General features: G+C 39.6%; 21 protein-coding genes and 1 tRNA gene. 11 read left to right on the forward strand and 11 right to left on the reverse strand.

Annotation, left to right across the window (positions count from 1 at the left end; all coding sequences use genetic code 11):
• Position 1: 1 nt before the first annotated feature.
• The 6 genes from CWB65_RS08785 (at position 2) to mgtE (ending at position 4,920) form a co-directional block, all read left to right on the forward strand.
• Complete coding sequence (locus CWB65_RS08785) at positions 2–1,501, forward strand: RNA polymerase factor sigma-54 (RefSeq protein WP_006792097.1); 1,500 nt, start codon at positions 2–4, stop codon at positions 1,499–1,501.
• 26 nt (positions 1,502–1,527) lie between these two features.
• Positions 1,528–1,815, forward strand: coding sequence for a ribosome hibernation promoting factor (gene hpf, locus CWB65_RS08790; RefSeq protein WP_006792096.1), 288 nt, complete (start codon positions 1,528–1,530; stop codon positions 1,813–1,815).
• A gap of 4 nt (positions 1,816–1,819) precedes the next feature.
• A complete protein-coding gene (gene ptsN, locus CWB65_RS08795; RefSeq protein WP_006792095.1) occupies positions 1,820–2,272 on the forward strand; it encodes a PTS IIA-like nitrogen regulatory protein PtsN in 453 nt (150 codons plus the stop codon).
• A gap of 19 nt (positions 2,273–2,291) precedes the next feature.
• A complete protein-coding gene (gene rapZ / locus CWB65_RS08800; RefSeq protein WP_006792094.1) occupies positions 2,292–3,137 on the forward strand; it encodes an RNase adapter RapZ in 846 nt (281 codons plus the stop codon).
• 43 nt (positions 3,138–3,180) lie between these two features.
• Positions 3,181–3,453, forward strand: coding sequence for an HPr family phosphocarrier protein (locus CWB65_RS08805; RefSeq protein WP_006792093.1), 273 nt, complete (start codon positions 3,181–3,183; stop codon positions 3,451–3,453).
• A 108-nt stretch (positions 3,454–3,561) separates the two neighbouring features.
• Positions 3,562–4,920 (forward strand): magnesium transporter, encoded by a 1,359-nt coding sequence (mgtE, locus tag CWB65_RS08810; RefSeq protein WP_006792092.1) that lies wholly within the window; start codon positions 3,562–3,564, stop codon positions 4,918–4,920.
• A gap of 69 nt (positions 4,921–4,989) precedes the next feature.
• Here the strand turns inward: mgtE and CWB65_RS08815 are convergent, their stop codons facing one another.
• Complete coding sequence (locus CWB65_RS08815; RefSeq protein ID WP_039036367.1) at positions 4,990–7,176, reverse strand: YgiQ family radical SAM protein; 2,187 nt, start codon at positions 7,174–7,176, stop codon at positions 4,990–4,992.
• A 107-nt stretch (positions 7,177–7,283) separates the two neighbouring features.
• Positions 7,284–9,479, reverse strand: coding sequence for a bifunctional diguanylate cyclase/phosphodiesterase (locus tag CWB65_RS08820; RefSeq protein ID WP_058428334.1), 2,196 nt, complete (start codon positions 9,477–9,479; stop codon positions 7,284–7,286).
• A gap of 152 nt (positions 9,480–9,631) precedes the next feature.
• On the opposite strand from CWB65_RS08820, the gene CWB65_RS08825 reads away from it, so the two are divergent.
• The gene (locus CWB65_RS08825; RefSeq protein WP_039036365.1) at positions 9,632–10,213 is read left to right on the forward strand and encodes an SRPBCC family protein; all 582 of its coding nucleotides are present in this window, start codon (positions 9,632–9,634) and stop codon (positions 10,211–10,213) included.
• On the forward strand, positions 10,182–11,069 hold the full coding sequence (locus CWB65_RS08830) for a TIGR03899 family protein (protein ID WP_138740427.1): 888 nt from the start codon (positions 10,182–10,184) through the stop codon (positions 11,067–11,069). The genes CWB65_RS08825 and CWB65_RS08830 overlap by 32 nt, the downstream gene beginning before the upstream one ends.
• Positions 11,070–11,102: 33 nt before the next feature.
• Here CWB65_RS08830 and CWB65_RS08835 read toward each other — a convergent pair whose 3' ends face one another.
• From CWB65_RS08835 to CWB65_RS08870, 8 genes are all read right to left on the reverse strand, one after another.
• The gene (locus tag CWB65_RS08835) at positions 11,103–11,873 is read right to left on the reverse strand and encodes a TIGR04219 family outer membrane beta-barrel protein (protein WP_008130280.1); all 771 of its coding nucleotides are present in this window, start codon (positions 11,871–11,873) and stop codon (positions 11,103–11,105) included.
• Between the two features lie 3 nt (positions 11,874–11,876).
• Complete coding sequence (locus tag CWB65_RS08840; RefSeq protein ID WP_006792086.1) at positions 11,877–12,863, reverse strand: DUF2333 family protein; 987 nt, start codon at positions 12,861–12,863, stop codon at positions 11,877–11,879.
• Between the two features lie 8 nt (positions 12,864–12,871).
• Complete coding sequence (locus tag CWB65_RS08845; RefSeq protein ID WP_082014408.1) at positions 12,872–13,381, reverse strand: copper chaperone PCu(A)C; 510 nt, start codon at positions 13,379–13,381, stop codon at positions 12,872–12,874.
• Positions 13,382–13,460: 79 nt separating this feature from the next.
• Positions 13,461–13,787 carry a hypothetical protein gene (locus CWB65_RS08850; protein ID WP_008130274.1) on the reverse strand — a complete coding sequence of 109 codons (327 nt, stop codon included), beginning with the start codon at positions 13,785–13,787 and terminating at the stop codon, positions 13,461–13,463.
• A gap of 1 nt (position 13,788) precedes the next feature.
• The gene (locus tag CWB65_RS08855; protein WP_008130273.1) at positions 13,789–14,004 is read right to left on the reverse strand and encodes a PspC domain-containing protein; all 216 of its coding nucleotides are present in this window, start codon (positions 14,002–14,004) and stop codon (positions 13,789–13,791) included.
• An 8-nt stretch (positions 14,005–14,012) separates the two neighbouring features.
• The gene (locus tag CWB65_RS08860; RefSeq protein WP_008130271.1) at positions 14,013–14,693 is read right to left on the reverse strand and encodes a PspA/IM30 family protein; all 681 of its coding nucleotides are present in this window, start codon (positions 14,691–14,693) and stop codon (positions 14,013–14,015) included.
• A 241-nt stretch (positions 14,694–14,934) separates the two neighbouring features.
• Complete coding sequence (gene dusA, locus CWB65_RS08865; protein WP_008130270.1) at positions 14,935–15,909, reverse strand: tRNA dihydrouridine(20/20a) synthase DusA; 975 nt, start codon at positions 15,907–15,909, stop codon at positions 14,935–14,937.
• A 93-nt stretch (positions 15,910–16,002) separates the two neighbouring features.
• A complete protein-coding gene (locus tag CWB65_RS08870) occupies positions 16,003–16,623 on the reverse strand; it encodes a MarC family protein (protein ID WP_006792079.1) in 621 nt (206 codons plus the stop codon).
• A gap of 94 nt (positions 16,624–16,717) precedes the next feature.
• Between CWB65_RS08870 and CWB65_RS08875 the strand changes: the two genes are divergently transcribed.
• The 3 genes from CWB65_RS08875 (at position 16,718) to CWB65_RS08885 (ending at position 18,121) form a co-directional block, all read left to right on the forward strand.
• A complete protein-coding gene (locus CWB65_RS08875) occupies positions 16,718–17,155 on the forward strand; it encodes a transcriptional repressor (protein ID WP_033019044.1) in 438 nt (145 codons plus the stop codon).
• 73 nt (positions 17,156–17,228) lie between these two features.
• On the forward strand, positions 17,229–17,696 hold the full coding sequence (locus CWB65_RS08880; protein WP_006792077.1) for a chemotaxis protein CheX: 468 nt from the start codon (positions 17,229–17,231) through the stop codon (positions 17,694–17,696).
• The gene (locus CWB65_RS08885) at positions 17,693–18,121 is read left to right on the forward strand and encodes a secondary thiamine-phosphate synthase enzyme YjbQ (protein ID WP_008130265.1); all 429 of its coding nucleotides are present in this window, start codon (positions 17,693–17,695) and stop codon (positions 18,119–18,121) included. The genes CWB65_RS08880 and CWB65_RS08885 overlap by 4 nt, the downstream gene beginning before the upstream one ends.
• A 222-nt stretch (positions 18,122–18,343) precedes the next feature.
• On the opposite strand, the gene CWB65_RS08890 is transcribed toward CWB65_RS08885, so the two are convergent.
• Positions 18,344–18,419, reverse strand: a tRNA-Gly gene (locus CWB65_RS08890).
• Positions 18,420–18,467 lie beyond the last annotated feature (48 nt).

Here is an 18,467-nt window from a genome sequence, read left to right on the forward strand (position 1 = left end):
CATGAGGCAATCACTACAGCTGCGCATGGGCCAGCAACTTACAATGACACCTCAGTTGCAACAAGCTATTCGCTTGCTGCAATTAAGCACATTGGATCTTCAGCAAGAAATACAAGAAGCGCTCGACAGCAACCCATTACTTGAGGTTGAGGAGCAAGACTATGCCGATGATCTTGCGGGCAAAAATGAGCAAAAAGCAGATAACGATGAAGTTACAGTAACCGTATCTGCCGATGAAGCCCCTAGCGAGTATGAACAAGACAGTGGTGAAGCGCTTGCTAAAGATACCGTAAGTGACGACATGGCAATGGATGTTAGCTGGGATGAGTATATGAGTGCAGCCCCTGCATCATCTTCAGGCCCAATGCCTGAAGATGAGTCTATATATCAGGGCGCATCAACTGAAACGCTTCACGAATACTTAATGTGGCAATTACAATTAACGCCATTTAGCCCTACAGATGAAGCCATCGCTATTGCTATTGTAGAAGCGGTGGATGATTCAGGCATACTGACACTCAGTTGCGAAGAGATTTTAGAGAGCTTTAATCAAGATAACGACGATGACGTTGAGGTTGAACTTGACGAAATAGAAGCGGTATTAAAGCGCATTCAGCTATTTGACCCAGTGGGTATTGCGGCACGTAGCTTACAAGAGTGTTTGTGTATTCAGTTAAATCAATTTGATAAAGGCACGCCTTTTATTGATGAAACAAAAATGATTTTAACCGAGCACATTGATTTGTTAGCTGCTCGTGACTACCGTACATTAATGAAAAAAACGAAGCTCAAAGAAGATGAGCTTAAAGAAGTAATGACACTTATTCATACGCTCAACCCTAAGCCTGCAGACACAATAGTACGAGAAGAGTCTGAGTATGTAATACCTGATGTGTCAGTTAAAAAAATTAAAGGCCGCTGGATTGTAGAGTTAAACCCAGACAGCATGCCAAAAATTCGTGTAAACAGCCAATATGCAGCGATGTCGCGTACAGTTAAATCAAGCGGCGATAGTCAATTTATTCGCTCACATTTACAAGAAGCTAAATGGTTTATAAAAAGCTTAGAAAGTAGAAATGATACACTTTTAAAAGTAACTAACTGTATTGTTAAACAACAACAGGGCTTTTTTGAACACGGGCCAGAAGCCATGAAACCGATGGTTTTAAATGATGTTGCCGAAATGGTAGAAATGCACGAATCAACAATTTCGCGCGTAACTACGCAAAAGTATATGCACACACCGCGTGGAATATTTGAGCTTAAATACTTTTTCTCAAGCCACGTTAGTACCGAAAATGGTGGAGAATGTTCATCTACGGCAATACGTGCACTTATTAAAAAATTAATCGCAGCAGAAAACTCAGCAAAACCATTGAGTGATAGCAAAATTGCGGATATATTGGCTGAGCAAGGAATTAAAGTAGCGAGACGTACAATCGCAAAATATCGCGAATCTCTGGCTATTCCACCGTCAAATCAGCGAAAGAGCCTGATCTAAGACGCTAAACAAAGAGGGTAATGCTTATGCAACTAAATTTAACTGGTCGTCATGTAGAACTAACTGATTCATTAAGAGACTATATAAATACCAAATTTGCGAAGCTAGAAAGGCACTCTGATCATATTAATAATGTTCATGTCATTCTTGATATAGAAAAATTAAATCAAAAAGCAGAAGCAACTATTCATGTAAGTGGTGCTGAATTATTCGCATCCACTGAACATCAAGATATGTATGCAGCTATTGATTCATTGATTGACAAGCTTGACCGTCAAGTAATTAAACACAAAGAGAAGCTTGCTCGACACTAATATGATGAAATTAAGTTCACTTATATGCCAGGACTGCAGTAAAGCTGCGGTCCTTTTTAATAGTAAAAAAAGAATTTTAGAGTTTATTAGCGAGCTGGCTCACGATAAATTACCGTATTTATCTCAACAGGATATTTTGGGCGCTTTATTAACCCGCGAAAAACTAGGCAGCACAGGGATAGGAAGAGGTATTGCTATTCCACATGGCCGAATGAGCGGCGCACAAGAACCTTTAGCATTGGTGTTAGTTAGTGAAACACCGATTAATTTTGATGCTATAGACAACCGCCCTGTTGATATTTTTGTTGCACTCATCGTACCTGAAGGCGATAACCAACAGCATTTAAAGACGCTAGCAACGATAGCTGATAAACTAAAAAATAAAGAATTTTGTAAGCAGCTTCGCTGTGCTAAATCGGATGCTGAGTTGTATCAAATTATTGTTGACCAATCGTAACAAATTTAAAGGGTGATTAATGGAGTTGATTATCATAAGTGGCCGTTCTGGTTCTGGTAAGTCGGTTGCTTTGCGCGTTGTTGAAGATCTAGGTTATTATTGCGTAGATAACATTCCAGTAAATTTATTACCTTCTTTGGTAAGAAGCGTTTCTGATAACTACGATAAAATTGCCGTTAGTATAGATGTGCGAAATTTACCAAAAGAGCAAGATGAATTTAATCACATCATCGAATACTTACCGGGTTTTACAAAACCAACGCTGTTCTACTTAGACAGTGAAGATCAAACCCTTATTAAGCGCTTTTCTGAAACTAGGCGCTTACACCCTTTATCAATAGATTCACTTCCGCTTGATTTAGCCATAAAAAAAGAAAAAGAACTTCTCGATGTGCTAATTACGCGCGCCGATTACATGATCGATACCAGTGAGCTAAGCGTTCATCAACTTGCTGAATCAATTCGCGAAAAAATACTAGGTAAAAAAGACAAGCAGCTGATTGTTACATTTGAATCATTTGGTTTTAAACATGGCATTCCTAAAGAGGCAGATTACGTATTTGATGCACGTTTTTTACCTAACCCGCACTGGGAGCCTGAACTAAAACCACTCAACGGCCTAGACCAACCAGTAAAAGATTATTTGGCTAGCCACAGCATAGTTCAAAAATTTACATGGCAAATACAAACCTTTGTACAAACATGGCTACCACACCTAGAGCGAAATAACAGAAGCTATTTAACTATTGCGATTGGCTGTACTGGCGGGCAACATCGCTCTGTATATTTAGCGCAAACAATTGGCGAAAGCTTTGCAGTTACGCATCCCAATGTAAAAATACGTCACAGAGAACAAGAAAAGTAATTTTACAAAACTAATAACCTGTTCAGCTTTGATAGAGTAATGTATGCGTATAGAAGACACTTTTTTAATACAAAATAAATTAGGACTGCATGCCAGAGCCGCGACTGTATTAGCCCAACTCGCTGTAAAATTTGATGCTTCAATCACCTTATTTCAAGATGATAAAGAAGCTGCTGGTGACAGTGTATTAGCACTAATGCTACTTGAAAGTAGCCAAGGTAAAGAAGTTAAAGTGGTATGTGAAGGGCCTGATGCAGAGCAAGCTTTAAATGCCATTGGAGAACTTATTTCGCAACGATTTAACGAACAAGAGTAACGTTAATTTTTAACATTTAAATAAAATAACTATAATCAAAATAACTGGCTGCTAGGTCGTACTCCCCCACCCACTAGGTAACAGTTACAGTATAAATAAAGGACGCCAATGCCCGAAGCTTTTGAACAAGACTACCCACTACAACAACTAAAACAAGTGACCAAGTCACTTAATAGTGGTCAGTTTGTTCAAGTTAGGCGCATGCTCGCAAAAACAGCGCCATGTGATACTGCGTTATTATTAGAATCATCTCCACACAAAATTCGTCGCTTGCTATGGCAGTTAGTTGATCCTGATGTTCAAGGTGATGTACTCGAAGAATTATCAGAAGACGTGCGCCTGGGTATTATTGCCCAAATGGAGCCTGAGCACATTGCTGCTGCCACTGAAGACATGGGTCACGATGACCTAGGTGAAGTATTACGTAGTTTGCCTGACACCGTTTACCAAGACGTTGTTAGCGCCATGGACACCCAAGATAGAGAACGCGCAACACAAGCGCTATCTTATCAAGAGCGTTCTGCCGGCGCACTTATGAACACCGATACAGTAACTATTCGCCCAGATGTGACCATTGATGTCGTACTACGTTACATTCGACTTCGCGGAGAGTTACCTGAAGGCACTGATGACCTGTATGTGGTTGATAAACATAACTGCTTTATTGGTGCTTTATCGCTGAGTACATTGCTAACTAATCCACCAGAAAAAATTGTTCGCGATTTAATGGATGAAGAATGTGAGTCAATTCCAATTTCAATGGATGAAAGTGAAGTCGCACAACTGTTTGAGCGCCATAATTGGATCTCGGCCCCAGTTGTTGATGACAACGATCAGCTACTTGGTCGTGTCACGATCGATGATATTGTTGACGTAATTCGTGAAGACGCCGAACATAGTTTACTGAGTTTGGCGGGCCTTGATGATGAAGAAGATACCTTTGCTCCTGTCTTAAAAAGCTCTAAAAAACGCTCAGTATGGTTAGGAGTTAACTTATTAACTGCGCTTGCGGCCGCCTTTGTAGCCAGTTTTTTTGAAAGCACACTCGATATTTTACCCATATTAGCAGTGCTTAATGGCATTGTTCCTTCTATGGGCGGTGTTGCTGGCAGTCAATCACTCACACTTGTTATTCGTGGTATAGCTGTTGGTCATATAAATCAAACCAACCAACGCTTTTTAATGATGAAAGAACTCGCTATTGGAGCACTCAATGGCATTTTGTGGTCATTGTTGATAGCGGGTGTCATTGCACTTTGGCAGTGGGATTTTATGCTCGGCGGCGTACTCGCTTTTGCCATGTTTATGAACTTAGTTGTGGCTGGGGTTGCTGGTGCAAGTATTCCAATTTTACTTAAAAAAATGAATATAGACCCTGCACTTGCAGGCAGTGTAGTGCTAACAACAGTGACAGATATTGTGGGTATTTTTGCCTTTTTAGGCACCGCCACTTGGCTGTTAATATAAATTTAAAAGCTGTTATAAAAAAACGCGCAGTTAATTTATAGCTGCGCGTTTTTATTGTCTCGGTAATAACTATCTGGCTTTGTGCCTATTTCCACCCACTTTAGGTTTTGTATTAGCCTTTTTAAATTGGCTAAATCCCGTATGACGTGTAAGCGCTGGGCGAGCCCCTTTACGGCCTTTATTAACGGTTTTACCCGCTTTTTCATCGCGGCCTTCTTCTGGCACTAAACAGTTTGGCCCTTTGCCAATTAAGTTGGCTTTACCCATTTTGCGAAGTGCTTCACGTATCATTGGCCAGCCCGATGCATCATGGTAGCGCAAAATAGCTTTGTGTAATCTGCGCTGGCGTGCTCCTTTTGGCACTGGCACTACTTCACTATTATTCTTGATATTACGCAGTGAGTTCATCTCTGTATGGTAAATAGTGGTCGCATTGGCCATTGGGGATGGATAAAAGTTTTGCACTTGATCCAACTTAAAGTCGTTAGACTTAAGCCATAAAGCCATGTTTACCATATCTTCGTCTTTAGTTCCTGGGTGCGCAGAAATAAAATACGGAATTAAATACTGCTTTTTACCCGCTTCTTTCGAGTACTTATCAAATAATTCTTTAAATTGATCGTAAGCACCCATGCCTGGCTTCATCATTTTTGATAATGGACCGTCTTCAGTATGCTCTGGCGCTATTTTTAGATACCCGCCCACATGATGTGTCACCAGCTCTTTAACATAGCGAGGATCGCGTACAGCAAGGTCATAGCGAACGCCCGAAGCGATAAGAACTTTTTTAATGCCTTTTACATCACGTGCTTTTTTGTATAAGTCGATTGTAGGCGTGTGATCCGTGTCCATATGCTTACAAATATCAGGGTATACGCACGATAAGCGTCGGCAGGTACTTTCTGCTTTTTTGCTTGTACAACGTAATTTGTACATGTTGGCCGTTGGCCCACCTAAATCGGAAATAACGCCAGTAAAACCGGGCACTTTATCTCTGATCTGTTCAATTTCTTCAATAATGGACTCTTGCGATCGGCTTTGAATAATACGCCCTTCGTGCTCTGTAATCGAACAGAATGAACACCCACCAAAACAGCCACGCATAATATTCACCGACGTTTTTATCATGTCGTAAGCAGGTATTTTAGCGTCGCCATAACGTGGATGAGGAATTCGTTGATAAGGTAATCCAAATACCGCATCCATTTCATGTGTTTCTAAAGGATAAGCCGGTGGATTCACCCAAATAGAGCGATCGCCATGACGCTGGAACAAAGCTCTTGCACAACCAGGGTTAGTTTCTTGGTGTAATATCCTTGAGGCATGCGCGTATAAAGGTTTGTTAACACTTACTTGCTCGTACGCTGGAAGTTTAACATACGTTTTTTCCCATGGCTTAGGACGCGCTGGCTGCACGGTAATAGGCTTTGCAGCTTCTGCTTTTAAATCAATACCTGCTTGTTTAAACTCAGACTTGCTACAGCCAACATCATCGGCTCCGTAAGGGTTTGGAATGGGGTCTATTTTACCTATTTTATCAATAGCTGTTGAATCACTCCCCCGCCAGCCCGGCAAAGGTTCTTTACGAATCACAGCGGTACCACGAATGTCTTGAATCGTATCCATCGTTTCACCACCGGCAATACGGTGGGCAACTTCTACTAATGGGCGCTCAGCATTTCCGTAAATCAATATATCGGCTTTTGAGTCAAACAAAATGCTACGGCGCACTTTTTCTTGCCAATAATCATAATGGGCTATCCTGCGAAGGCTGGCCTCAATACCGCCAATAACAATAGGAATACCTTTGTATGCTTCACGACACTTCTGAGAGTAAATCATCACCGCTCGATCCGGGCGTTTACCACCTACGTTGTCTGGTGTATAAGCATCATCGTGGCGCATACGCTTTTCAGCTGTGTAACGGTTAATCATTGAGTCCATGTTACCAGCAGTTACACCAAAAAATAGGTTTGGCCTGCCAAGCTCCATAAATGCGTCTTTTGTATCCCATTTGGGCTGAGCAATAATACCTACTCTAAAACCTTGCGCTTCGAGCACACGTCCGATTACTGCCATCCCAAAGCTTGGGTGGTCAACATACGCATCACCACTAATTATTATTATGTCGCAGCTATCCCAGCCAAGTGCATCCATCTCTTCGCGTGATGTAGGTAAAAATGGTGCAGTGCCGTAACACTCAGCCCAATACTTGGGGTAAGAGAATAAGGCGCGCTTAGCTTTGAGTGTGCTCATAAATGTGACCGTAGAATAACAAAAGGCGCAAATTATACATCATAGACTTGTTTATATATACAACATTACAACGTATGAAATACCTTTAACACTAAGCCTATAACTATCTATGTTTTTCGTTTACTAATGAACTCTAATAACTTGTTTTCAGGCATAGGTTTAGCATACATAAACCCTTGTACTTCATCGCATCCTAAGTCTTTTAAAAACTTAGCTTGTTCCTGCGTTTCAACACCCTCTGCTATTGTTTTTAAACCTAACTTTGCACCTAACGATATTACTAATCCAGCAACGGCACCGGTATCACCATTATTAAGATCTTTAATAAACGACCTATCAATCTTTAGTCTATCGATAGGAAGGCTTTGTATATAACTTAATGAAGAAAACCCTGTGCCAAAGTCATCAATAGCAACTTCAATACCCAACGCCTTGAGCTCCCTCAGAGTGTTAATAACCGTGTCTAATTCATCCATTACTACGCTTTCAGTGACTTCAAGCTCAATGTTTTTTGGGTCCACACCGTATTTTAGTAAGGTATTTTTTACTGTTTGCGCATACCCTTTAACTTTAAATTGCGGAACCGACACGTTAACAGCAATACATATTTCAGTTCCTTCATTTTCTAATCGCTTTTGCTGTTGGCACGCTTGCTCTAACACCCACTGCCCTATATCAACGATGAGTCCAGCGTCTTCAGCTAAAGGTATGAACACTGCGGGTGAAATGTAGGTGCCATTTTCCAACGGCCAGCGTAAAAGAGCTTCGCAACCAATTAATGACAAATCATCAAACGATAACTGCGGTTGGTACCATACTTCGAGCTTCCCTCTGGCAAAATCATGGCGCAGCTGTCTAATTAAACCTAATCGCCACTCCATTTTTTCTTGCATATCAATACTGTAATAAACACCTTCCTTGTGCTTTATTTTTTTAGCATGATTTAAAGCAATATAAGCCACTTTTAATGTTTCTAAACCAGAGCCTTGAAAGTCTTGCTGTTGGCATAAGCCAATTCTAAAATCGATGGGTAACACATGTTCCGCAGCAGAAAACGACGGACTTAACTTTTCATTAAAATCAGTTAAAACAAATTCACTTTTTGGGATTAAAAAACCAAATACATCAGCACCTACACGAGAGAGTAATTGAGCTGTGGGGACAATTGCTCTCAAACGCTCAACAATAGCAATAAGTAGCTTATTACCTACATCTTGCCCTAAGCCATCATTTATATCTGAGAAGTTAATAACGTCTAACAAAACAAACACATATTTGTTTTCACTGACGTTTTGAAAATCATCTATGCGCTCAATAAAATCAGTTCTATTTGAAATACCAGTGAGTAGGTCTTTATAAGCTGCATCTCTTAGCTTTACAAACAACCGTATATTATCGAGCGCAATACTAATATTAGTTAAAAATATTTCAGCAAACTGCAGTTGAATATCTGTCGGTGCTCCACCACTCTCAATATATAAAGCAGCTTTGCGGTGCTTACTTTTTAAAATAAAGGTGATGCTGTTATCTGTATATTGATGAGTGAGTTGTCCAAAACAGGCCTCAACCTGAGATAACGCAGTTTGGTTAACATTAACTAATTTTTCACCAAAATATTCTTCGTACTTTTCACACCCGCCCAGAACCTGAATAAAATTTTCACCATCAAGCTTGGTACAAATTAATCCGTTAGATTTACAACCTAAAATAACCCCCATAAATTCAAGTGCTTTATTGCACAATACTTTTACATCTGTTTGCCCCAAAATGTATTTAGAGGCAGATAAAATAGTATTCATCGCTTGCGCTTGATACTCAAGTAGGCATATCTGTTCGTAAGAACGAATAGCAGCAATAAGCGTTGTCACAAGTTTTGAGCGTGTCAGCTCTGTTTTAGTTTTGTAATCGTTTATATCGTATTCACGAATAACTTTTTCTTCGGGGATATTAGCGGCTTGGCCCGTACGTAAAATAATGCGAACGCGTTTGTTATTAAGAGTGTCTCTGACATGTTTAACCACCTGAAAGCCGGCATCGTCAGTTTCCATAATAACGTCTAAAAAAATAACAGATATATCATTGGGCTGAGTAAGTATATTTTTGGCCTCAGCGCCAGAATATGCGTGATGAAACCTAAGCCTAGCACCACCATACTCTAGTCCAGATAATGCGAGCTTTGTAACCGTATGAATTTCTTCGTCGTCGTCTACAATTAAAATATCCCAATATCGAGATGGCTCAACAACTATTTCGTCGTCTTGCTGTGGGTCTAAAAATAGAAAATCATTTTGTTCAGACGACATATTTACCCTTTTTCTGGTACTGCTTAATGCTTAAATATTCTAACGTAATGTTTAAAAAGCTATAAATTTAGTTTTTGGCTTATGATCTAATTCATACTATAGTCGATTAACAAAAAGTTGTTACATATATAGTTAAAAAAACTACCAAAGGTATGGTTATTAAATTATTAAAAGTACTGTTCAAATATGTATTAGTTTTACTACTTATAATAGTCGTAGTCGGATTACTGCTGCCACAAGATTATCGTGTAAGTAAACACGTAGAAATTAATGCCAATACCAGTACAATAAAAACACTTGTTGCCGACTTTAACCAATGGCACACATGGTCACCTTGGCAGCAAGTAGACCCCACCATTGAGTTTATTGTTAATGAACCTGGTGCTGGTGTAGGCGCTCATCAATCATGGATAGGAAAATGGGGATATGGTGAAATGACTATAACCTCCCTAAGTGATGATGAAATGTCGTTCAACATATTGCTAAATAATGAACACATTATTGAAGGCACACTCACATTTTCACCGCAGGCAAATGCCAATATCGTGACCTGTTATATTGAGGGACAATCAACGACTCTTCTCATTTCAGGCTATATGGCACTCGTATATGAGTATATTTTAAATAACACTCTAGAGCTTGGGTTAAATAATTTAAAAACCGTAGCACAATTAAGCGATATACAAAGCGTAGCAAATAGCCATGACAGTAAAAACAGCACAAGCACGGATTAATCTAGCTAATATAATAGAATCGTTACTTGGCTACCCTGTGACTAAGGTGCCCAACAACGACACTTCGCCATCATCAGAACAAAGTTACAATACAAAAGGGCAAGTAAAACCGCAGTACCATATAAATAGCGAACACCCTTTGCTGACTCGCGCAAAGCAAAGACACGATTTACTGGCTATTAAGCGCCAACAAAATATAGAAGCTATCTTAACCAAAGCAATGGAGTTTTGCCCCGATGTAGCTAGCAATAAACACCCTGATGCAGATTGGGTTGAACACTTTATTGCTTTATGTGAGGACACCTCAAATAGCTCTATGCAAGCATTGTGGGCAAAAATTTTAACCGGTGAAACATTAAGCCCGGGGACTTTTTCAATTAAAAGCTTACAAACACTAAAACACATGACTCAGCGCGAAGCCGACTCTTTGCAAAAATGCGTGTCTTTGTCAGGTTATAATGAAAAAGACGATAGCCACTTTATTTTACTTGGCTTTTATAAAAAACCGTCTTTATTTGACCTACTTCGTAAGGGAAATAAAGTGTCATTAAATTTAGGTAAAACAGGAATAGGCTTTCCTGATATTTTAACTTTAATGGATTTGAATTTGCTTTACAGAAAAGAAATCGAATCTGCGGTGCTTAAAGCTGGCCAAGAACTCACTTTGTCGTTTTTATCTCAAAAGGTGACGCTTAAAGCAAAAAATAGTGATTTGGTGTTAAGCTATTACAAATTCACACAAACCGGCGATGAACTATCTAAACTCATACGATTTCCTGTAAATAAAGTATATAAGCAGCTGGTAAACACGGCACTAGAGGGAGAGTTTGATTTAGCGTGGCATACTACAAAATAGGACGCCACGCTTTGTTTAATTAGAAGGCACTAATTAAAAATGAACCTGAATACCTGCAAACGGACCCGATGCGTCAATATCAGTAGTAATATCATCAATATCGTCAAGCTCTAATACCATTGATCGGTAACCTGCTTTAACAGCAATATCTACAGCTAAGTTATCTACAAGTTCCCAAGCAACACCTACTTGATAATCTTGCACTTTACTATCGTCAATTGCCAAAAGGCTGCCTTCAAAAAACACACTTAAACCTGTAAGTGGTAAGCCTGCTTCTGCACGCGCGTATGCAAGTGGCACAAAACCAGAAAACTCAACCGTTTCAGTAAAATTTGCGCCGCCATCTTGCGTTGTACCATTAACAATGATGTCACCGTCAAACTGCTTTGCGTTTAGACCTAAATCAATAGAAATCAGGTCATTATCAAATATTTCGTAATACAAAATGTAATCTACATGCGTTAAATCGCTTACAGAATTAACGGTTGTACCCACTACGTAGTCTGAACCATTAAAGCTAAACGTATCATTTAGTACAGTAGAACCATTTAGCTCAAGTTCTGTATACTTTAATTTAAGATTAGGTACTAATGGCACCGGATGCTCAAGCGCGGCGTAATAGCTTATGTATGTTTCATCTTCAAAGTTAAAATCTTGAGGTGCATTTGCTTTGTAAGAAAGCTGACCTTCATTATCCGACTGCCAACCATCAACACCTACATATAAACCTAATAGGGTATCAGCCTGAGCTGCAGGTGCTAAACATGCCATAGATAAGGCAGCTGCTAAACAATACTTTTTCATTTTTTATCCTTGCGCTAATAGTTCGCTAAGTTCGATTAAAGCCGCGTTGGCTCTAGAAATATAATTTGCCATAACAAGAGAATGATTAGCAACATAGCCAAAACCATTTCCGTTTAAAATTAGTGGGCTCCATACAGTTTCTTGCGTGGCCTCAAGTTCACGAATGATTTGCTGTAAGCTAACGCGTGCGTTTTTCTTTTCAAGTACATCGTTAAAGTCATACTCTACAGCTTGTAAAAAATGCAGTAACGCCCACGTTGCACCACGAGACTCATAAAACACATCATCTATATCAAGCCATGGTGTTCTTACCTGCTGCTGCAATGGAGCAAGCGTTGCTTGCTTATTTGAAGAATTACCAGCTAAGTCAGTGTTAACTTTATCTTGTCCAACACTTGCACTTAAACGCTGACTTAGACTGCCTAAACGTTTTTCAGCTTCTTTTAACCAACTACGTAAGTTATCAGCCCGGGCATAAAACTGACTATCGCGCTCATGCTGATGAGCCATTTGCGTACGGTAAACAATTAAGTAATCAATCCCTTTTTGGTACTCGCCCTCAGCACTTGGCCACGCCCAAGCTTCAGAACTTATATTAAATTGAGGTTGTGCTTTTTTAAGCGCTTCGTGTTCAGTTGATTGCGATTGAGAGCGGCTAAAATCTTTTCTCATAGAAAGTGATAAATCACGAACCATTTCAAGTGCGCCATATTCCCAAGCAGGCATATCATCCATAATAATGCTAGGTGGTATAACGTCGTTTGATAAATACCCGCCCGGCTTATCAAGCAGCGTATTTGCAACAGTGATAAGTGTTGATGTAGTAATGTAACCCGTCACCATTGTTTCATTTCGAAGTTGCGCTTGCTCTTTTGCACTTTCAACCACATCAAAACGTGAAGGCTCAGTACTCCAGTAAACGGCAATGGCGTAAAATATAATAAGCAGTATAGCTATAATGCCTGCTATTTTTCCTTTGTGTTGCGACATGTAAACTCCTAATGATGAGAATGTTGTGCTGACGACTTAGCTTTATTTATTTGCGACTCTAGCGTAACCACTTCAATATTTGTAAATAAACGATTACCATCACTAAAATATAGCGTTAGTTTGCGTTCTTGCCCTGCTTTTAAAGGCTCTTGTGGCTCAAATACCATTAAATGATAGCCTCCAGGCTGAAAATCGACACTTTCATGCGCTTTCACAATGACCGATTCGACCTTTTGCATTTTCATCATACCATCAACATGTGCATGCTCATGTATTTCAACACGTGCTAGTCCGTCAATACTGGCCTTTGTTAATATTGCATTTGTACCACTATGATTGGAAATAGTTAAGTAGGCGGCACTTGCCTTACCGCCAGGTAAGAACTCTCTAACTTGCGCGTTACTTACTTCAAGTTGTGCGGTATCGGCTGAATGGTTATGGCCAGAGTGCGCAGCCAAAGATGACGAAAAAAAACTAAAAGCCAATGCAGACACAAAAGATAAACACAATTTTGTCATCATTTTAATCCTTGTAAAAACGTAATATCACACGTTAAATTTAACATAGTTAACGGGGAATAGTGAGTTAAATTAAGGATTAAGAAACCACTTTTTTGTTATCAGCCACTAACCAGCACAATACGGCAATAAATAATAATGGCCATGCAATCATCACTGAGCCAAATAGCAAAGCCAAAACAGTACCAATAACAGCCACTGCTGCTGCACCAATCAAACCTAAAGTCACTAACGCAGCAATTGCGGCAACGGCTACAATGGCTATAAGTACACTCACTAATTCAACACCAACCCAGCTCATATCTGCAATCCACAATGGAAACTGCCACGTGTCAAAGTTTAAAAATGAGAATGAGTTAGTAAAAAACACCAAATAAATGAGTATACAAACAGCTATAGCTTTCATTTTAAAATTCCTTAATATGCTTTTCTTCTAAACAGCAATGCGCAATAAAATAACTAAGCGCAACTACAAACGGAAAACTTAAAAACAGTAAAATAGTAACCAAACGTGTTGCCCACACCGGAAAATCTAATCGGTAAGCTAAGCCACTACATACGCCAGATATCTTTTTATTTAGCGTGTCTTTAAACCAACCACGCTGATGATTAAATCGACTCATAATTCCCCCTAGGCGCTTTGTTTAGAACTAACATTTAAGCGTGCTTTTAAACTAGCCAGCTCTGTTTCAATTTTTTCGTTTTTAACAAGTGACTCGATTTGAGTTGCCGTCGAATTAGCCTTATCAGTTAACTCATACGCCTCGACTTGTGCTTCAATTCCCTCAACACGTTGCTCTATTTGCTCAAAACGAGAGAGTGCATGAGCTACTTTATCGCTATTTAACTGAGTATTTATATGCGACCTGGCAACGACTACATCATGGCGCTGCGCTAGTTGAGCTTGCTTTGTTTTTGCCTCTGCTATTTTTTGTTGAAGGCGTTCACAGTCAGATCTGGTTTTTAATAAAGACTCTTGTAAAGTCTCACGTTGAGCTTGCTTCTTTTCAATGCTTTCGCTTACAGCTTGTTTAGAAATGAGTGCTGACTTTGCAAGGTCATCGCGACCTTTTTCAATTGCTAACTCAGCTTTAGATTGCCATGTCGCAAGCTCTGCTTTTTTAGTATAAAGTTGGCGGTTAATTGCTTTTTCTTCACATAAAAGCGCAGCGGCTGTGCTTCGGCATTCGTTTAATGCATCCTGCATATCGTTAAGCATTAAGTTAACAAGCTTTTGAGGATCTTCAGCTTTATCAAGCATTGCCACTATATTTGATTGAATAACATCGTTTACGCGATTAACTATTCCCATTGTATTCTCCTGTTGATTTTTAATTGATTACAACAAGTAGATTCCAAGAGTTATGCCAAGTCACTTTATATTAATAAAAGAATCTTATTATCAAAGAGTTGAAATAAAAAAGATAAGATTAAAATGACCACACACTGAATAGCGCTAAGTATAATTGGCCAATAAATTATGTTTTTGACTAATTTTTAGGATCAAAAAAAGCCACTGTATAAGTGGCTTTATATGTTACGTTTGAAAAAAATTACTCGGGGACAAAGCTAAGTGCTTTATCCATTACAGATAAATCAGCCTGCTTACCATGGCCATTCTCTGAAAGGTGACGTCTAAAGCCACGCGCACCAGGTTGTCCCTGAAAAATACCTAGCATATGACGTGCAACATGCCAAAAATTAGCGCCTAATCGCATTTCTTCTTCAATATAATCATACATTGAGCGTACAACATCATGACGGGTTTGCGTGTTAGCTGTATCGCCGTAAATTTTTTCATCAACCTCGTTAAGCATAAACGGATTACTGTAGGCCTCGCGCCCAACCATAACCCCGTCAATGTATTGAAGATGCTCAAGGCTTTGCTCAATCGTTTTCACGCCGCCATTAATACTTAAATCGAGTTGCGGATAATCTTTCTTAAGTTGATATACACGCGGGTAATCAAGTGGCGGGACTTCACGGTTTTCTTTAGGGCTTAGACCATTTAGCCATGCTTTGCGCGCATGGATAATAAAGTCATCACAGCCTACTTTATAACTTGCTTCAATTAACGCACATAAAAACTCATACGAATCTTGCTCGTCTATACCAATGCGCGTTTTAACAGTCACCGGAATACTAACTTCATTTTTCATTGCGGCAACGCACTGAGCAACCAATTCGGGTTCGGCCATTAAACACGCACCAAAGCGACCATTTTGAACCCGATCTGACGGGCAGCCTACATTTAGATTAATTTCATCATAACCACGCTCCCCGGCAAGCTTCGCACATTTTGCCAATGCCTCAGGATCAGAACCACCCAATTGCAATGCAACAGGTCCCTCATGCTGGTTAAAATGCAAGTAGTCGCCTCGGCCAAACAAAATAGCGCCCGTGGTGATCATTTCTGTGTATAGCACTGTGTGCTTTGTCATTTTACGATGAAAAGTACGACAATGACGGTCAGTCCAATCAAGCATTGGGGCGACAGAAAAGCGTCTGTTTAAAGTTGGTTTATCCAAAATATATTCATCCAAATGTAAAACCCAAGTGGGTATAAAAGCAAGGCGTTTAAAGGAGGCGCATTTTACACAAAACCCCGACTAGCAGCAATATTAGCTATATACCTGCAAACCAAAGTAATGCGCTATACCATTTAAAATATTAGTTACTGCAACAGAGCTTAAAATAAGTCCCATTATTCTACTTATAATACTCGCGCCACTATCGCCAATAACTTTATGCACATGTGTTGCAAGTAAAAGTAATATGAGTACCAAAGCCAAAACAGCAAGCATCATCGAGGACGTCATTAGTTGCTCAATCCAAGTAAACTCTTCATTACGTGTCATAAGCACAGCACCTAACATAGCGCCTGGGCTCGCGATTGAAGGAATAGCCAATGGAAAGATGGCTGTTTCAGTGCTGTCACGTACGCTTTTTATTTCTGTTTCGGGTTTGCTTTCACCAAAAATCATCGACAGTGCAAAAAGCAGTAGTACTATGCCGCCCGCTATCTGAAAAGCCGACAATGGAATTTCAATCGCATTTAATAAAAGCTCACCAGCTACAACAAAAAATAGCAGCACAACAGCCGATACCCCAACGGCCTTAAAGATGACTTTGCGCTTAAATTTATCATCTTCTCCTCGGGTCACTGCAATAAATACAGGTACAGTTCCTATTGGGTCTATCACCGCAAAAAAGAAGATAAAAATGGCTAATAATTCGTTCATTTCGGGGTTTCCTAAATAAAAAGCGCCTAATAAAAACACTGCAACTACAACACAGTATGTTAGTATATCATGGTAGCGTAAGGATAAGAGAATGATGAATATAGAATCACTAGTTAGTAAAGCTAAGCAAGTATGTGACAACCGTGGCGCTCGTTTTACGCCTATCCGTGAAAAAGTATTTCGCTTATTAGCCAGTGCACAAGGTGGTGTAGGTGCCTATGATCTACTAGAACAACTCAAAATTACTGAGTCTGGTGCCAAGCCAGCCACTATTTATCGTGCATTAGACTTTTTAGCCGAACTAGGATTTATTCATAAAATTGAAAGCACCAACGCATTTATGTTGTGTCATCATTTTGATCATATTCATCCTGTACAATTGCTAATTTGCGATAACTGCGGATATGTTAAAGAACTTCACTCTACCGTTATCTCTCATGAGCTAAACAACTTAGCGGCAGAAAGTGGGTTTGTAGTATCAGGGCAAACAATTGAAGCTCATGGTAAATGTGAGTCTTGCAGAGCTTTATAAAAACAAAATAATTCTTTATGGCTATACTAGTAAGTTGTAGCCATTCAATAGCACAAATTTAAGAGTATTCAGTATGAATGTAGAGTTTATCAATCCTTTTTTATCATCATTAATCAACGTGTTAAGCACCATGGCACAAACACAGTTGAAACCTGGTAAACCGCGCATTAAAACTGATGAAGTCGCCTGTGGCGATGTATCTGGTTTAATTGGTATGGTTGGCCCGCAAACGCGTGGGTCGTTCTCAATCACATTTGACGAAAGTCTAGCTCTTACAATTATGGAACGTATGCTTGGCGAGCGCCCAGACACTATTAATGAAGAAGTCACAGACATGGTGGGTGAAATCACTAATATGGTAACCGGTGGTGCAAAAAACCTGTTAGGCGAAAAAGGGTTTGATTTTGATATGGCTACACCTATTGTTGTTTCAGGTGCGGGCCATACAATAACACATAAAAGCCAAGGCAAAAAAATCATAATGCCATTTAGTAGCGACGCTGGCACAGCCAATATAGAAGTTAGTTTCGATACACTATGAGTTGGCAACAAAAAACAATTTCACTGAAACCTCGTTCTCGGGGTTTTCACTTAATTGATGATGACGTTTTAAACCAACTCCCCGAAATTACCCACTACAAAGTAGGCTTACTGCATTTATTTATTCAACACACATCAGCAAGTCTAACGATTAACGAAAATGCCGATCCTACTGTGCGTATGGATATGGAAAGTCACTTCAATAAATTTGTACCTGAGCGACAGCCCTATTATCGTCATGATTATGAAGGCGACGACGATATGCCTGCCCACATAAAAACCAGCACACTTGGTTGTGAGTTAAGTATTCCAATTTCAAATGGATACTTAGCTTTAGGAACTTGGCAGGGTATTTATTTAGGAGAGCACCGAGATGTTGGTGGCGCAAGGCGCATTATAGCAACTATTCAAGGTGAACTGCTTTAACTGAAATTTCAAAACTTCTCAGTCAAAAAGTATCCCCCTCTTGCTTCAACTATACGACCTCAGGATAAAATATCGCTTTATTAATGAAAAGCTGGCTCTGCGCAAAAGTGATAACGTCAAATAATCAAAGCCTGAATGCTGAATATTATAAATAGGAAAAATTAGGTAATAACGGTTTGAATTATGCTTTTTAATGTAGATATTTTGAAGGGATAAAAATATTGGAGCGGTACACGAGGCTCGAACTCGTGACCTCGACCTTGGCAAGGTCGCGCTCTACCAACTGAGCTAGTACCGCATTTCTAAATGATAACGACAAATAACATCAGAACAAAAACGACACCCA

The organism is Pseudoalteromonas sp. S554, from assembly GCF_005930865.1.
In the GTDB taxonomy this organism is placed as follows: domain Bacteria; phylum Pseudomonadota; class Gammaproteobacteria; order Enterobacterales; family Alteromonadaceae; genus Pseudoalteromonas; species Pseudoalteromonas marina.

What these genes read in the sequence shown, in the direction of transcription:
- CWB65_RS08785 (WP_006792097.1), top strand. Translation starts at nt 2, where the DNA reads ATGAGGCAATCACTACAGCTGCGCATGGGCCAGCAACTTACAATGACA.
- hpf (WP_006792096.1), top strand. Translation starts at nt 1,528, where the DNA reads ATGCAACTAAATTTAACTGGTCGTCATGTAGAACTAACTGATTCATTA.
- ptsN (WP_006792095.1), top strand. Translation starts at nt 1,820, where the DNA reads ATGAAATTAAGTTCACTTATATGCCAGGACTGCAGTAAAGCTGCGGTC.
- rapZ (WP_006792094.1), top strand. Translation starts at nt 2,292, where the DNA reads ATGGAGTTGATTATCATAAGTGGCCGTTCTGGTTCTGGTAAGTCGGTT.
- CWB65_RS08805 (WP_006792093.1), top strand. Translation starts at nt 3,181, where the DNA reads ATGCGTATAGAAGACACTTTTTTAATACAAAATAAATTAGGACTGCAT.
- mgtE (WP_006792092.1), top strand. Translation starts at nt 3,562, where the DNA reads ATGCCCGAAGCTTTTGAACAAGACTACCCACTACAACAACTAAAACAA.
- CWB65_RS08815 (WP_039036367.1), bottom strand. Translation starts at nt 7,176, where the DNA reads ATGAGCACACTCAAAGCTAAGCGCGCCTTATTCTCTTACCCCAAGTAT.
- CWB65_RS08820 (WP_058428334.1), bottom strand. Translation starts at nt 9,479, where the DNA reads ATGTCGTCTGAACAAAATGATTTTCTATTTTTAGACCCACAGCAAGAC.
- CWB65_RS08825 (WP_039036365.1), top strand. Translation starts at nt 9,632, where the DNA reads ATGGTTATTAAATTATTAAAAGTACTGTTCAAATATGTATTAGTTTTA.
- CWB65_RS08830 (WP_138740427.1), top strand. Translation starts at nt 10,182, where the DNA reads ATGACAGTAAAAACAGCACAAGCACGGATTAATCTAGCTAATATAATA.
- CWB65_RS08835 (WP_008130280.1), bottom strand. Translation starts at nt 11,873, where the DNA reads ATGAAAAAGTATTGTTTAGCAGCTGCCTTATCTATGGCATGTTTAGCA.
- CWB65_RS08840 (WP_006792086.1), bottom strand. Translation starts at nt 12,863, where the DNA reads ATGTCGCAACACAAAGGAAAAATAGCAGGCATTATAGCTATACTGCTT.
- CWB65_RS08845 (WP_082014408.1), bottom strand. Translation starts at nt 13,381, where the DNA reads ATGACAAAATTGTGTTTATCTTTTGTGTCTGCATTGGCTTTTAGTTTT.
- CWB65_RS08850 (WP_008130274.1), bottom strand. Translation starts at nt 13,787, where the DNA reads ATGAAAGCTATAGCTGTTTGTATACTCATTTATTTGGTGTTTTTTACT.
- CWB65_RS08855 (WP_008130273.1), bottom strand. Translation starts at nt 14,004, where the DNA reads ATGAGTCGATTTAATCATCAGCGTGGTTGGTTTAAAGACACGCTAAAT.
- CWB65_RS08860 (WP_008130271.1), bottom strand. Translation starts at nt 14,693, where the DNA reads ATGGGAATAGTTAATCGCGTAAACGATGTTATTCAATCAAATATAGTG.
- CWB65_RS08870 (WP_006792079.1), bottom strand. Translation starts at nt 16,623, where the DNA reads ATGAACGAATTATTAGCCATTTTTATCTTCTTTTTTGCGGTGATAGAC.
- CWB65_RS08875 (WP_033019044.1), top strand. Translation starts at nt 16,718, where the DNA reads ATGAATATAGAATCACTAGTTAGTAAAGCTAAGCAAGTATGTGACAAC.
- CWB65_RS08880 (WP_006792077.1), top strand. Translation starts at nt 17,229, where the DNA reads ATGAATGTAGAGTTTATCAATCCTTTTTTATCATCATTAATCAACGTG.
- CWB65_RS08885 (WP_008130265.1), top strand. Translation starts at nt 17,693, where the DNA reads ATGAGTTGGCAACAAAAAACAATTTCACTGAAACCTCGTTCTCGGGGT.